Genomic DNA, 12,942 nt, shown 5'->3' with positions numbered 1-12,942 from the left:
TAGCATCGTGGAAACCTGCCCGAAACGGGGTTTGGGATACAAAAGAGGAGTCCTCGCGGTGACCATCACTCTGGAGCCGCCTCACCCCTCGCCCTGCTGGGAGCTACACATGTCAGCTGTATCCCGCACCACCGCTCCGCCCGCCTCCGGACACACGGTCGCCTCCGTCCTCGACTCCATCGGCTTCACCCGCGCGCAGTTCTGGATCTTCCTGCTGATCCTCGCCGGGGAGTTCTTCAACACACTCGAGCAGAACTCGGTGGGTGCCATGGGCAGCCACATCAAGGAGACGCTGCAGATCGGCGACATCCAGCTCACGACGATCAACACCGCCACGGTCATCGGCGGACTGATCGGCCGCCTGCTGGCCGGCTACCTCGCCGACCGCTACGGCCGCCGCTTCTCGCTCAGCCTGAACCTGCTGATCTACACGCTCGGCGGACTGCTCAGCGCCGTCGCGATGAACTACGAGATGCTGCTCGTCAGCCGCCTGATCGTCGGCATCGGCATCGGCGGCGAGTTCATGATCGGCCTGGTCATGCTCTCCGAGATGGTCTCCACCCGCTTCCGCGGCACCGCGATCGGCGCCGTCAACGTCGGCGCCGGCGGCCTGGGAAACTTCCTCTCCTACGGCCTGTTCCTGCTGCTGCTCGGCCCGCTGGAGACCCCGCTCGGCGGCCCCGACTCGGTGTGGCGCTGGTCGTTCGTGATCCTCGCGGTCCCCGCACTGCTGGTCGTCTTCTACCGCCGCAAGCTGCCGGAGACGCCGCGCTGGCTGCTCTCGCAGGGCCGCACGGAGGAGGCGAACCGCTCGCTCGCGATCCTCGCCTCGAACTCGCTCACCCCCACCACCGCCCGCCCGCCCGTCGAGCTCTCGCCCGACGACCTGCCGCCCGTGCGGATGTCCGCCTCCCCCGCTGCCGTCTTCAGCCGCCCGGTGATCCGCCGCACCGCCGCCCTCGGCATCGCGTCCTGGATGGCCTTCGGCTCGCAGGTCACGCTGAACTTCCTGATGCCGACCCTGCTGGTCGAGCGCGGCTACTCCGTCTCGGAGAGCCTGCTCTACACGATGATCATGAACATCGGCTCGCTCCTCGGAGCGACGACCGCGGCCCTGATCGCCGGTCGCGTCGGCCGCCGCACCGCCGTCGGCGCCGCCGGAGTCCTCGGCTGCCTCACCGCGCTCGCCTTCGCCGGCTTCGGCAACGGCACCGGAGCGATCCTCGTGCTCGGCGCGCTCTTCCAGTTCTTCACGATGGTCACCAACACGACCCTCGCCACCTGGACCGCCGAGATCTTCCCGACCGCGATCCGCGCCTCCGGAGCCTCGATCGTCAACGGCATCGGCAACATCGCCGGAGCGGTCATGCCGTTCCTCGCCGTCGCGCTCTACGGCTCGTTCGCCTTCGCCGGCGTCTTCGGCCTCGCCGCCGTGATGTACGCGGTGCTCGTCGTCGCCTCCCGCTTCGCCCCGGAGACCCGGGGACGCTCGCTCGAGGACGTCAACGAGAACGCGATCGCCGCCGCCGCCCACTGACCCACCCGTGCCCCCGGCGCTCCGGCGCCGGGGGCGCGACCCACCACCGGACAGCACCTCAAGGAGCACCATGGACACCCTCACCGTCTCGGCCACCGCCAACGGACTGAACTACCTCCCCGAGTACGTCGCCGACGTCGGCGGCCTGTTCGCCGAGCGCGGCCTCGCCGTCACCGCCACCGCCTGCGACCCCTGGACCGGCGTCCTCGACGACCTCGACTCCGGCGCCGCCGACCTCGCCCTCGGCGGGCTCTGGGTCCCCGGCATGTACGCCGGCACCAGCCGGGAGCTGACCGTCGTCGGCCAGCTCAACCACCGCTTCCCGATGACGATCGTGGCCCGCGACGGCTCCGGACCGGTCGGCCTCGACTGGCTGGCCGGCAAGGTCGTCCTCGCCCCGGGCGCCGGCGGCAGCGCGCCGTTCGAGTTCACCGCCGGGCTGATCCGCGAGGCCGGGCTCGACGTCTCCGCCACCCGCTGGGCGCGCGACCTGTCCACGGCGATGATGCTCGAGCTCTACCGCGACGGCCTCGGCGACGCGATCGTGCTCGACCTGCTCTCGGCGAAGGAGCTCGTCGCGGCCGGCGGCGGGCAGATCGTCTTCCGCCACCTCGACGCGGGCGTGATGCCCAACAGCGTCTACTACACCCGCACCGAGCGGGTCGAGGAGCTCGCCGACCGCACCGAGCGCTTCGTCGACGCGATCGAGACGGCCATGCAGCGGATCACGGCGGGCGAGGCCGGCGCCGAGATCGACGCGGTGCTCGCCGCGCGCTGGCCCGACCGCGACCCGGTGCTGCTGCACGAGGCCGCCGACGAGATGGCCGCCGGCGGGGTCTGGGACACGACCGTGATCGACGAGGCCGCCTCCGACCGCTGGATGCGGATCCTCGCGGAGGCCGGGCTCGTCACCCGCGCCCCCTCGCTCGCCGAGCTGACCGGCCGCACGACGGTCGGCGCGCGCTGATGACGCTCGTCCTCGCCTCCGAGCAGATCGCCGGACTGCTCCCCGACGTCGACGTGCTCGGCGCGGTCGAGCAGGTGTTCGCGGACCTCGGCTCCGGGGCGCTGCACCAGGGCGCGCCGACGGCCCTCGCGGGCGAGGACGACGGGCTGATCCTGCCGATGGCGGTCCGCTCCGACGCCCTGGGCCTGGCCGCCGTGAAGCTGATGGCGGACCTGCCCGGCAACGCGGCGCGAGGGCTGCCGACGCAGCGCTCGACCATCCTGGTCACCTCGCTGCTCACCGGGGAGTGCGTGGCCGTCCTGGACGGAGCGCTGATCACCCGGGCCCGGACCGCCGCCGCCTCCGCGGTCGCCACCCGGCACCTCGCCCGGGCGGACAGCCGGGTCCTCGGGCTGATCGGCGCCGGCAACCTCGCCGTCGCGCACGTCCGCGCGCTGCAGGCGGTGCGCGACCTGGACGAGATCGTGGTCTGGTCGCGGTCGGACGCGACGCTCGACCGGTTCGAGGAGGCGGTGGGGCGCTCCGTGACCCGCGCCACCAATCCGCGGGCCGTCGCCGAGCGCTCCGACGTGCTCTGCACGCTGACGCCGTCGGTCGAGCCGATCGTGCGCGGGGCCTGGCTGCACGCCGGCCAGCACGTGAACGCCGTGGGCGCCCGCCCGCGGCCGGAGCACCGCGAGCTCGACTCCGCGGCGATGGCGATCGGCACGCTCGTCGTCGACAGCGCCGCCACCGCGCGGGCGAAGTCCGGCGACCTCGTCCTCGCGATCGCGGAGGGCGCCCTCGACGCCGCGGCCGGGCTGCTCGAGCTCGGTGACGTCGTGGCCGGCACCGCTCCCGGCCGCACGCGCGCGGAGGAGATCACCGTGTTCGACTCCGTCGGCCTCGCCGCGCAGGACCTCGCCGTCGCCGCCGCGCTGATCGACCTGGCGCGGCTGCGGGACGCGGGCAGCACTGTCCGGCTGTCCGGCGTCCCCGCGGCGGCGGGCCGCTGATGCGCATCGCCGTCGTCAACTGCAACACGACCGAGTCGATGACCGAGACGGCCGCCGCCCGCGCCCGGCTCGCCGTCGGGCCGGGCACCGAGATCGTCGCGATCACGCCGAGCTGGGGCGTCGCCTCGGCCGAGGGCTGGTACGACAGCTTCCTCAGCGCCGCGGCCGTCCTGCACACCCTCGAGCGGCTGCCGGCCGGCATCGACGGCGTCGTGATGGCCGGCTTCGGCGAGCACGGCCGCGAGGGCGCCCGCGAGCTGCTCGACGTGCCCGTCGTCGACATCACGGAGGCGTCCGCGCACCTCGCGATGCTGCTCGGCCGCCGCTACGGGGTGGTCACCACGGTCCGCCGCGCGGTCGGCCAGATCGAGGACAGCCTCACCACCGCGGGCCTGATCGCGCACTGCGCCGCGATCGAGGACACCGGCCTCGGCGTCCTCGAGCTGGAGGAGGATCCGCAGGCCACCCTCGACGCGTTCGTCGCCGCCGGCGAGCGGGCGATCGCCCGCGGCGCCGAGGTGATCTGCCTCGGCTGCGCGGGCATGGCGGGACTCGAGGAGCACGTCGGCGCGCGGCTGCCGGTGCCGGTCGTCGACGGGGTCGCCGCGGCGGCCGCGCTCGTCGAGACGCTCGTCCGCCAGCGGCTCGGCACCAGCCGGATCGACAGCTACGCCCGGCCGCTGCCGAAGGAGCGCAGCTGGCCCGGCGGCTGAGCACGCGGATGGGCGCGGTGGCCGGCGGACCGCGCAGGCCGGGCCGAGCGTGTTGAATGGGCGCACCGGCGTCGCGAGGAGGACCGTCATGACACTCGCCAGCACCGAGGAGTCGCTCGCCAGCCAGACCTACCGGACGCTGCGCCGGCAGATCATCCTCGGCCAGCACCCGCAGGGGTCGCGGCTCGTCGAGGCTTCACTGGCCGCCGAGCTGCACGTCTCGCGGCTGCCGGTGCGCGAGGCCGTGCCGCAGCTCGCGAACGAGGGCTTCGTGCGGATGCTGCCCCGTCGCTCCACCCGCGTCGCGCAGTGGAGCGTCGAGGACGTGGTCGAGCTCTTCGACGTCCGGCTGAGTCTCGAGACGCTCGCCGCGCGCCTCGCCGCGCAGGCCGTCGCCCGCGGCGCCTCCCTCGCTCCGCTGCTCGACGCGATCGACGCCGAGCACCGCGCCCTCGACAGCGAGGACTGGCTGGAGGTCGCCGAGACCTCGACCGTCGTGCACGAGGCGATCGTCGAGGTGGCCGGCAGCGCCCTGCTCACCTCGCTGATGCGCGCCGTCACCGGCCGGATGACCTGGCTGTTCTACCTGACCAGCGCCCGCGACCAGCGCCAGCAGTCCGACGAGCACCACGGCCTGCTCGACGCGATCCGCGCGGGCAACGACCGCCTCGCCGAGTCGATCGCCTTCACCCACATCGAGAAGGGCCGCGCGCCGTCGCTCGCGATGATCGGGGGGCAGTGACGTCCGCGGCGCGGCCGCCGCGCGCTCAGTGGCGCAGCGTGTGGCTCGGCAGCTCCTGGAAGCGGGTCTGGTAGGCGCTCGCGAAGCGGCCGAGGTTGCCGAAGCCCCAGTCGCGGGCCACGGCGGCGACGGTCGTCGAGCAGGGGTCGCCCTCGACGAGGTCGTGGTGGGCGCGGTCGAGGCGGACGTCGCGGAGGTAGACCGACGGCGAGACGCCGAGGTGGCGCTGGGTGGCCTGCTGCAGGGTGCGGGTGTGCAGGCCGGCGGCGCGGGCGGCGTCGGCCGGGGTGATCGGCTCGTGCGCGTGGTGCTGCAGGAAGTCCAGGGCGACGCGGGTGCGCGAGGCGGAGGGGCGGCGCAGCACGGCGGGGACGTCCCAGGCGCGCCACGGGAAGAGCAGCAGCAGCGCGCGGGCCAGGTTGAGCTCGGCGGTGAAGCGCACCAGCGGCGCGATCGCGGCGCTGGCGAGCGCGGCCGTCGCGTCGGTCACGGCGGTGCGCCAGCGGGCGAGGACGCCGGGGTCGGCGTCGGCCTCGTGGTCGAAGGAGACGGGCTGGCGGGGGCCGGAGTGCGACTCGGTCGCCACGTCCTCGAGGAAGCCGGGCGCGAAGTGCACGAGGTTCTGGCGGTGCGGCTGGTAGGCCAGGCCGAACTGGCGCTCGGCGGGCAGCAGGAACGGTGCCGACGCGGCGCCGGTGCGGGTGAAGGGCCGCAGGTTGAGCTGGCCGCCGCCGGCGCGGAACCAGCCGACGACGTACTCGCGCAGGTGCGCGATCTCGCCGGTCAGCGCGCCGGCGCAGTCGGAGGTGCGGAGGGTGACGCGCTCGCTCCCGCGGTAGGCGTAGCGGAAGGAGAAGCCGCGCGAGCCCGGCTCCACGCGGAACGAGCCGCCGCCGTACGCCTCGGCGTAGACCGCGGACGCCTCGGCGGGGTCGCCTCCGGCGGCCTCGAAGCGCCGCTCGGTGCCGCCGGAGAGGTCGCCGGCGGAGGCGAAGGGGCTGCCCATCGTGAAGGTCGAGCCGGGGGCGGGGGTGGAACGGGGGGCGGGGGTCGAGCCGGGGGTCGCGGTCGAGCCGGGGACGGCCGGGCGTGCCGTCCGTGGAGGGGAGGTGTGCATGGTCGGGCTTCTCTCGGGGTCTGGGAGACCAGAGGCGGACCGGGGGTGGGCCTCGGGGCTCTACAGATACAGACGGGTCGACGGCCGGAAACGTCACGGATCCGGGGCGTGCTCGCAATCCGGCCAGCGGATTCGCCGGAGAGGGTGGAGGCTGATAGGCATTCGGAGCGGCACCTGCGGAGAACGCCCGCAGGCGCGGAACGACGGCGGAACGGCGGGAGGTGGCGATCGTGGCGGAGGCACTGCCCGCGGCGCAGCCCGACGACGCCCGGCAGGACGACGCCCGGCCCGACGACGCGCGACCCGACGACGGCCGGCCCGACGACGCCCGGCCCGATGACGCCCAGCCCGACGACGCGCAGCCCGACGATCCGCTGCTCCGCGCGTCCGACGCGACGCTCGCCTCGCGGGCCGTGGACGGCGACGTCGCCGCGTTCGAGCAGCTCGCCCGGCGCCACGGCGCGCTGATGCGGGTGTACGCCGCCAAGCTGCTCGGCTCCGAGGCGGAGTCCGACGACATCGTGCAGGAGGCGTTCCTCACCGGCTGGCGCCGCCTCGGCGACCTCGACAGCCCCGCGCACATCCGCAACTGGCTGATGCGGATCGTCTCGCACAAGGCGATCGACCGGATCCGCGTCCGGCGCCGCCACGACGACATCGACGACTGGGACCCGCCGGCGCCCGCCGAGAGCTCGCCCGAGCGGATCGTCGAGGCGCGGCTCCAGCTGGACGCCGTCTGGGAGGCACTGGACCGATTGCCTCCCGATCAGCGACGCTGTTGGCTGCTCCGCGAGACCGCCGGCTACAGCTACCAGGAGATCGCCGACGCTCTCGAACTCCCCGTCTCGACGGTCCGCGGCCTGCTCGCCCGAGCCCGCCGCTTCCTGCTCCACGAACTGGAGGCATGGCGATGACCACCGACGACATGCCCACCGCCGAGCCGGACGACAACGCCGTGCCGGTCGACGCCGTGCCCGAGAACGCCGCGCCCGACGACGACCTCGACGGCCACACGCTGGAGGAGCTCGGCGAGTACCTCGACCGCGGGCGCACCCCGGTCGATCCCTCCATCGAGGGCTCCGCGGCCTGCCGCCTGGCGCTCGCGAACCTCACCCGCCTGAACGAGCTGTCGGCGAGCGCGCTGCGCCGCCGCGCCGACGAGGAGCCGGACCGCGACGAGGTCTGGATCGCCGGGCTGCTCGACGCGATCCGGTCCGAGGTGCGCTCCGGGCGCGACGTGCCGATCCGCCACCCCGACCCGACGCTGCGGCTCGCCCTCACCGAGGCGGCCGTGCGCGGGATGATCCGGCGCGCGGGCGACACCATGGGCGGCGTCATCATGGGCCGCTGCACCCTCGACGGCGACGTCGGGACCCCGGGCGCGGTGATCCGGGTCGACGTCACCTTCGCGCTCGAGTTCGGGATCCCCGTCGCGACGGTCGCGGACCGCCTGCGCGAGCGGATCCGCTACGCCCTCGAGCGGCACACCGAGCTCGTCGTCGGTGCGATCGACGTGACCGTGGACGACGTGTACCCGAGCAGGGAGGACCAGCCGTGACCGACAGCACTGCGACCGACAGCACTGGGACCGACAGCACCGGGACCGACGACAGCGCTCTCGACGACAGCGCCCGGGACGACACGGCCCGCGACGACCCCGCCAACGACGACACCGCGCTCTCGCAGCGCCTCACCGCGGCGATCCGCGACTCCGAGGGGGTCACCGGCGTCTATCCGGCCCAGCCGATCCTCGAGGCGGCCGCCGATGCGCTGGCCGTGAAGCTCGCCCTGCGGCAGCCGGACGTGCTCGTCGACATCGACCGCTCGGACGGCTTCACCACGGTGAGCGCGCACATCGCGGCGACCGCGGCGCTGCCCGCGCCCGAGACCCTGCGCGCGGTGGGCGAGGAGCTGCGGCGCCTGCTGGACGCGGAGCCGTCGGTGACGGGCCCGCTCGCCGTGAACGTGAAGGTCCGCCTGATCGAGGACTCGGGCCGCGCCGCGGAGTGACGCGGATCAGGCGTCGATCGTGCGCTGCGCGCCGGGGTCGGGGCTCGCCACCGCGTCGGCCGACCCCTCGTCGGTCACCGTCACGTCGGTCGCTCCCACGTCGCTCGACGCGAGGCTGATCCGGCGCGGCTTCGCCTTCGCGGCGATCGGGATGCGCAGCGTCAGCACGCCCGCCGTGTAGTCGGCGTGCACGCTCTCGGTGTCGAGGGAGTCGCCGAGGACGAGCTGGCGGCTGAAGACGCCCCACTGCCGCTCGGCGGCGACGGGATCGGCGCCCTCGGGGAGGTGGCCGGTGCGCTCGGCGCGCACGGTCAGCACGTTCCTCTCGACATCGATGTCGATCCGCTCGGGCCGGACGCCGGGCAGGTCGAGCTCGACGACGAAGTCGTCGCCCTCGCGCCAGGCGTCCAGGGGCATCACGGTCGGTCGGGCGGCCGTGCCGAAGACCTGCCGGCTGAAGCGGTCGAGGTCGCGGAACGGGTCCTGCTGCAGAAGCATGATGGTCTCCTCACTTGTTCTGAAATGCCTCGCCACCGGGCTTTTCGCCGGTGACACACAAGTATTTACAACGGCGGAAGCGTCATCGCAAGGGCGTCTCAGCGAACCTCAAGGAAGCCCCGCCGGGCGGGCTGACCGGGGTCGCGGGCGTACACAAGTAAGGCTGAACGCCCCGAATCGGAGCGAAACCGCCGGATTCGGAGCATCCAGCCTTCTTTGTGCACCGGAGGCGCGGGAGACGCGAGGATCAGCGCCGCCAGGCGGGCCAGCCGGGGTCGTGACCGGGCCAGACCTCGACGCCGGGCTCCGCCGCGAGGTCGGCGAGGCGCTCGATCGAGCGCTGGGCCGCCTCGGCGTCGCCGGGGCGCGCCGTCCAACCGCAGGCGGTGCGCTCGTCGAGGTTGCGGCGGAGGTCCGCCGCGTCGCAGGCGAGCACGATCGAGCGGTCGGCGAGGTCGATCCGGAACGACTGGTGGCCCGGGGTGTGCCCGCGGGTGTCGAGGGCGGTGACGCCGGGGGCGAGCCCGGTGTCGCCGTCGAGGAGCAGCACCCGGACGTCGGCGTCGAGCAGGTCCTGCGGGACGACGGTCTCGCGGCGGCCGAGGCCCTCGCCGAGCCACTCCCACTCGCGGCGCTGCAGGGCGACGGGGGTGCCGGCCGGGACGAGGCGCAACCCGCCCGTGTGGTCGAGGTGCAGGTGCGAGAGGGCGACGAGGGCGAGGTCACTCCAGCGCAGGCCGGCCGCCGCGACCTGCTCGGCGAGCGCGTCGCCGGGCGGGACGACGGCGGTGTAGCTCTCGTAGTCGTAGTGCGCGGCGCGCTGGGCGGGGTCGCGGACGCGGTCGAGGTGGAATCCGCCGTCGATCAGGATCCAGGAGTCGCCGAGATCGATCGCGGCGCCGGTCACCGGCTCGAGGAGGAAGCGCGCCGGGTCGCCGCCGCGGAGCGAGATCGACTCGGCGATCGGCTCGTGGCCGAGCACGAGCGGGACGAGGCGGCGGGGGCGGCCGAGCGGAAGGGCGCCCGGCCAGTCGTCGGCGATCACGGGAACCTCCTGCAGCACTCCTGATTGGATCCAATATAGTCGTGAATGAATCCACTGATCCATCCCGCACGAGACGAGGGCTCGCATGACCGGCGCCATCCCGATCAACATCCCGATCACCACCGAGATGCTCCACTGGGGCCGTCGGCCGACCTACGAGATGGTCGAGCAGATCGTGGACGGCTACCCCTCCGACGTCTCGCGCTGGCTGATCGGCGCGCACACCGGCACGCACGTCGACGCGCCGTCGCACTTCGTGCCGGGCGGCGCGACCGTCGACGAGATCGCGCTGGAGAGCGTGGTCGGACCGGTGCGGGTGCTCGATCTGCGGCACGTCGCGGAGGAGATCACGGACGAGGACCTCGTCGCGGCCGGTGCCGAGGGGGCCGTGCGCGTGCTGTTCCGCACGCGCAACTCGACCGACGCGCTGACCCGGGCGGTGAAGTCGGAGACCTGGGTCGGCCTCGCGCCGAGCGGCGCCCGCTGGCTGGTCGAGCACGGCGTGCTCTTCGCAGGCCTGGACTACATGACGATGGAGGCGCCCGCGCACACCGAGGAGTGGCCGACGCACGTGATCCTCTGCGGCGCCGGCGTCGTGATCCTCGAGAACGCGGACCTCGCGCAGGTCGAGCCCGGCGACTACCTGATGGTCTGCCAGCCCGTCGCCTTCGAGGGCCGCGAGGCCGCCCCCGCCCCGACGGTCCTGCTCCCCCTCCCGTGAGCCGCTCCCCGCGAGATGCCACTTATGAGCGCGACACGCCGTGGAAAGCGCTCACAAGTGGCATCTCGCGGAGGGAGGCAGACTCGCGGCAGAACCCAGACTCGCGGCGGGAGGCGGACTCGCGGCGGGGGTCAGACTCCTGCGGGCTCCAGGGCGCCCTGCTGCTCGCGGTCGAGCTCGGTGCGGACCGAGCGCTCGCCGGCGAGCTCGCGCGGGGTGCGCGGGGCCAGGAGGCCGACCACGATGAAGGTGCCGAAGCCGATCGCCGCGGCGACGAGGGTGGCGTAGCCGTCGAAGCCGGCGCCGATCAGGTCGTTCGGGACGTAGAGGATGTCGTTCGGCACGCCGTAGAGCGTCGGGGTGAGCGCCAGGAAGACCAGGCGGACGACCAGGCCGACGCCCGCCGCGGTGAGCGCGGCGACGACTCCGGGGCGCTTCCAGAACACGCCGAGCAGGAACGGCGCGGCGAGGCAGGCGAGCATGATGTCGAACGCGAGCGTCAGCAGGATGCCGGTCTGGCTGACCCGGATCGCGAGGAACGATCCGAGGATCACGATCGGCACCATGGCGACGCGGGTCCAGCGCAGCAGCGGGTCCGGGCCGCTGCCGGAGTGGCGGCGGACCGAGAGCACGTTGCGGACGACGATCGCCGAGGTGGCGAGGATGGCGCCGGACGCCGTCGAGAACGACGCGGCGACGACTCCGGAGAGCACCAGGATCGCGATGACCGGCGGCGCGTAGTCGTCGAGCAGCGTGAACAGGACCGGGCCGTCGGCGGCCGAGAGCCCCAGGACGGCGGTGGCGCTGAGGGCGACGATCGCGAAGATCGAGCCGATCGCCGCGGTGCCGACGGCGGCGGCGTAGCAGGCGCGGCGGGCGACCTCGGGCGACTTGGCGCCGAAGATCCGCTGCATGAAGTCGATCGCGACGAGGTCGCCGATGCCGAGGGCGACGAGGGTGGCCCAGTTGACGGGGGCGCCCATCGCCGGGTCGGTGAGCTGCTCGAAGTCGAACGGCCCCATGCCCTCGGGGATGACGATGCCGTAGGCGAGCGCGACCCAGACCAGCAGGGAGACCGCCGCGACGACCGTGATCACGGTCTGGATGGCCGCGGTGTAGGCGTCGGAGAAGAGGCCGCCGGCGATCGTGTAGCTGAGGACGAGGGCGACCGAGAGGATCACGCCCCAGGCGTACGGGATGCCGGCGAAGCGCTCGAGCAGGAAGCCGCAGGCCACCAGGTTGCCGGCCAGCAGGATCGTGAAGGAGAAGACCATGATCACCGAGGCGACGACCTCGGTGGTGCGGTCGTAGCGCATCCGGAAGAAGTCGGCGAGGGTGAAGAGCTTCATCGCGTTCATCGGCTTGGCGAGGAAGAGGCCCGTGATCAGGAGGCAGATCGCCAGGCCGATCGCGAGCGAGGCGCCCGCCCAGAAGCCGAACTGCGAGGTGAGGTCGGTGTTGCCGACGGTGGCGTTCGAGTCGACCGCGGCGGCCGTCAGGCTCACGGCGACGAGCGGGATGCCGAGGCGGCGTCCGGCGACGAGGTAGTTGGCGCTGTCGCCGTCGATCTTGCGGGCGACCGCGATGCCGACGGCGAGGATCACCACGACGGTGATCCCCACTCCGAGGATGATCATGCGTGCTCCGAGCTGCTGGGTGGTGCGGCGGGGTGTTTCTATCGGTTGATAGACACGGATCCTGCCGCGCGCTCGGTCGCGGTTCTTTTCGGGCGTGGGTCGATCCTGTTAACTCCGGCGCGCAGCCCCCTCGGCCACACCTCAAAAGTTGTCGTATCCGGCGCTCGAGTACGACAACTTTTGGAGAGTGGGCGGGCGCTCGGGAGTGGACGGGCACTCAGGAGTGGGCGGGCACTCAGGAGTGGCGGCGGGGCGTCAGCGCAGGTGGGCGAGCAGGGCCGGGCCGGCGGCGAGCGCCTCGGCGACGGCGGGGCGCGGGAGGTCGAGGACGCGGAGGGCGGCGAGGGCGACCGCCTCGGCGGACGGGCCGGGCTCGGCGGGCTGCCGGCGGCGCTGGAGGATGACGTTCTCGACGAGGGCGAGCACGAGGGAGGCGCCGGTCGCAGGGTCGACGGCGCCGCAGGCCGCGACGAGGGTGCGGTAGGCGGTCTCCAGCTCGGAGCGGCGGTCGCGGAACACGGCGAAGCGCTCGTCGCCGAGCTCGGGCAGCAGGTAGAGCGCGCCGACGTTGTGCTCGCCGGCCGCGAGCAGCCGGGCGTCGGAGACGCAGAGCGCCCAGAGGCGCGCGGCCGGCGGCTCGTCGCGGGTGAGCAGCACGGCGGCGGCATCGAGCGAGGGCTGCACCGTGCCGAGCAGCAGCTCGAGCAGCACCGCGTGCTTGCCGCCGAAGTGGTGGTAGAGCGAGGCCTGGCGGATGCCGGCCGCCGCGGCGATGGCGTGCGTGCTGGTGCCGCCGAACCCCTCCGTGCAGAAGAGCGCCGCGCTCGCCGCGAGGATGTCGGCCCGCGTACCCAGCCCGGTGAGCGACGCCCCGGAGGCGCGCGGCCGTCCGGGGGGTGCGCTCGCCATGCGCTCGACCGTAGCAGCGCCCGGAGCCCCCTCCGCTCCTCGAAAGTTGTC

General features: G+C 73.5%; 14 protein-coding genes. 9 read left to right on the top strand and 5 right to left on the bottom strand.

Annotated features, from left to right (window positions below):
- Positions 1 to 109: 109 nt before the first annotated feature.
- From EDF36_RS01775 to EDF36_RS01755, 5 genes are all read left to right on the top strand, one after another.
- Positions 110 to 1,537 (top strand): MFS transporter, encoded by a 1,428-nt coding sequence (locus EDF36_RS01775; RefSeq protein ID WP_243581528.1) that lies wholly within the window; start codon positions 110 to 112, stop codon positions 1,535 to 1,537.
- Positions 1,538 to 1,607: 70 nt separating this feature from the next.
- Positions 1,608 to 2,504: an ABC transporter substrate-binding protein gene (locus EDF36_RS01770; RefSeq protein WP_104238902.1), complete on the top strand. Its 897-nt coding sequence runs from the start codon at positions 1,608 to 1,610 to the stop codon at positions 2,502 to 2,504.
- The gene (locus EDF36_RS01765; protein ID WP_123705850.1) at positions 2,504 to 3,499 is read left to right on the top strand and encodes an ornithine cyclodeaminase family protein; all 996 of its coding nucleotides are present in this window, start codon (positions 2,504 to 2,506) and stop codon (positions 3,497 to 3,499) included. Before EDF36_RS01770 ends, EDF36_RS01765 begins: the two co-directional genes overlap by 1 nt.
- Complete coding sequence (locus EDF36_RS01760) at positions 3,499 to 4,212, top strand: aspartate/glutamate racemase family protein (RefSeq protein WP_104226500.1); 714 nt, start codon at positions 3,499 to 3,501, stop codon at positions 4,210 to 4,212. The genes EDF36_RS01765 and EDF36_RS01760 overlap by 1 nt, the downstream gene beginning before the upstream one ends.
- Before the next feature lie 88 nt (positions 4,213 to 4,300).
- On the top strand, positions 4,301 to 4,954 hold the full coding sequence (locus tag EDF36_RS01755; RefSeq protein WP_123731652.1) for a GntR family transcriptional regulator: 654 nt from the start codon (positions 4,301 to 4,303) through the stop codon (positions 4,952 to 4,954).
- Between the two features lie 25 nt (positions 4,955 to 4,979).
- Here EDF36_RS01755 and EDF36_RS01750 read toward each other — a convergent pair whose 3' ends face one another.
- Complete coding sequence (locus EDF36_RS01750) at positions 4,980 to 6,071, bottom strand: helix-turn-helix domain-containing protein (protein WP_148059948.1); 1,092 nt, start codon at positions 6,069 to 6,071, stop codon at positions 4,980 to 4,982.
- Positions 6,072 to 6,301: 230 nt separating this feature from the next.
- Between EDF36_RS01750 and EDF36_RS01740 the strand changes: the two genes are divergently transcribed.
- From EDF36_RS01740 to EDF36_RS01730, 3 genes are read left to right on the top strand one after another with little or no spacing between them, the layout of a single operon-like run.
- Positions 6,302 to 6,985, top strand: coding sequence for an RNA polymerase sigma factor (locus EDF36_RS01740; protein ID WP_311316372.1), 684 nt, complete (start codon positions 6,302 to 6,304; stop codon positions 6,983 to 6,985).
- Positions 6,982 to 7,629 (top strand): Asp23/Gls24 family envelope stress response protein, encoded by a 648-nt coding sequence (locus EDF36_RS01735; RefSeq protein WP_133961001.1) that lies wholly within the window; start codon positions 6,982 to 6,984, stop codon positions 7,627 to 7,629. Before EDF36_RS01740 ends, EDF36_RS01735 begins: the two co-directional genes overlap by 4 nt.
- Complete coding sequence (locus EDF36_RS01730; RefSeq protein WP_123705854.1) at positions 7,626 to 8,081, top strand: hypothetical protein; 456 nt, start codon at positions 7,626 to 7,628, stop codon at positions 8,079 to 8,081. Before EDF36_RS01735 ends, EDF36_RS01730 begins: the two co-directional genes overlap by 4 nt.
- 6 nt (positions 8,082 to 8,087) lie before the next feature.
- Here the strand turns inward: EDF36_RS01730 and EDF36_RS01725 are convergent, their stop codons facing one another.
- Together EDF36_RS01725 and EDF36_RS01720 are read right to left on the bottom strand one after the other, a co-directional pair.
- Positions 8,088 to 8,579, bottom strand: coding sequence for an Hsp20/alpha crystallin family protein (locus EDF36_RS01725; protein ID WP_123731648.1), 492 nt, complete (start codon positions 8,577 to 8,579; stop codon positions 8,088 to 8,090).
- 247 nt (positions 8,580 to 8,826) lie between these two features.
- Positions 8,827 to 9,624 (bottom strand): N-acyl homoserine lactonase family protein, encoded by a 798-nt coding sequence (locus EDF36_RS01720; protein ID WP_185020325.1) that lies wholly within the window; start codon positions 9,622 to 9,624, stop codon positions 8,827 to 8,829.
- A gap of 85 nt (positions 9,625 to 9,709) precedes the next feature.
- Here EDF36_RS01720 and EDF36_RS01715 point away from each other — a divergent pair, with 85 nt between their 5' ends.
- The gene (locus tag EDF36_RS01715; RefSeq protein WP_123731646.1) at positions 9,710 to 10,345 is read left to right on the top strand and encodes a cyclase family protein; all 636 of its coding nucleotides are present in this window, start codon (positions 9,710 to 9,712) and stop codon (positions 10,343 to 10,345) included.
- Between the two features lie 131 nt (positions 10,346 to 10,476).
- On the opposite strand, the gene EDF36_RS01710 is transcribed toward EDF36_RS01715, so the two are convergent.
- Together EDF36_RS01710 and EDF36_RS01705 are read right to left on the bottom strand one after the other, a co-directional pair.
- The gene (locus EDF36_RS01710) at positions 10,477 to 11,982 is read right to left on the bottom strand and encodes a sodium:solute symporter family protein (RefSeq protein WP_123731645.1); all 1,506 of its coding nucleotides are present in this window, start codon (positions 11,980 to 11,982) and stop codon (positions 10,477 to 10,479) included.
- A gap of 255 nt (positions 11,983 to 12,237) precedes the next feature.
- Positions 12,238 to 12,891 carry a TetR/AcrR family transcriptional regulator gene (locus tag EDF36_RS01705; protein WP_123705859.1) on the bottom strand — a complete coding sequence of 218 codons (654 nt, stop codon included), beginning with the start codon at positions 12,889 to 12,891 and terminating at the stop codon, positions 12,238 to 12,240.
- Positions 12,892 to 12,942: the final 51 nt, after the last annotated feature.

It is taken from the genome of Rathayibacter sp. PhB152, from assembly GCF_003751395.1.
Lineage (GTDB): Bacteria > Actinomycetota > Actinomycetes > Actinomycetales > Microbacteriaceae > Rathayibacter > Rathayibacter festucae.
The sequence above is the reverse complement of the archived record's forward strand: the minus strand, read 5'-3'. Positions and strand labels throughout refer to the sequence as shown.

Bases quoted from the DNA above. Each gene is read 5' to 3' on its own strand.
- EDF36_RS01755 (WP_123731652.1), top strand. From the start codon at position 4,301: ATGACACTCGCCAGCACCGAGGAGTCGCTCGCCAGCCAGACCTACCGG.
- EDF36_RS01705 (WP_123705859.1), bottom strand. From the start codon at position 12,891: ATGGCGAGCGCACCCCCCGGACGGCCGCGCGCCTCCGGGGCGTCGCTC.
- EDF36_RS01770 (WP_104238902.1), top strand. From the start codon at position 1,608: ATGGACACCCTCACCGTCTCGGCCACCGCCAACGGACTGAACTACCTC.
- EDF36_RS01710 (WP_123731645.1), bottom strand. From the start codon at position 11,982: ATGATCATCCTCGGAGTGGGGATCACCGTCGTGGTGATCCTCGCCGTC.
- EDF36_RS01765 (WP_123705850.1), top strand. From the start codon at position 2,504: ATGACGCTCGTCCTCGCCTCCGAGCAGATCGCCGGACTGCTCCCCGAC.
- EDF36_RS01775 (WP_243581528.1), top strand. From the start codon at position 110: ATGTCAGCTGTATCCCGCACCACCGCTCCGCCCGCCTCCGGACACACG.
- EDF36_RS01715 (WP_123731646.1), top strand. From the start codon at position 9,710: ATGACCGGCGCCATCCCGATCAACATCCCGATCACCACCGAGATGCTC.
- EDF36_RS01760 (WP_104226500.1), top strand. From the start codon at position 3,499: ATGCGCATCGCCGTCGTCAACTGCAACACGACCGAGTCGATGACCGAG.
- EDF36_RS01750 (WP_148059948.1), bottom strand. From the start codon at position 6,071: ATGCACACCTCCCCTCCACGGACGGCACGCCCGGCCGTCCCCGGCTCG.
- EDF36_RS01735 (WP_133961001.1), top strand. From the start codon at position 6,982: ATGACCACCGACGACATGCCCACCGCCGAGCCGGACGACAACGCCGTG.
- EDF36_RS01725 (WP_123731648.1), bottom strand. From the start codon at position 8,579: ATGCTTCTGCAGCAGGACCCGTTCCGCGACCTCGACCGCTTCAGCCGG.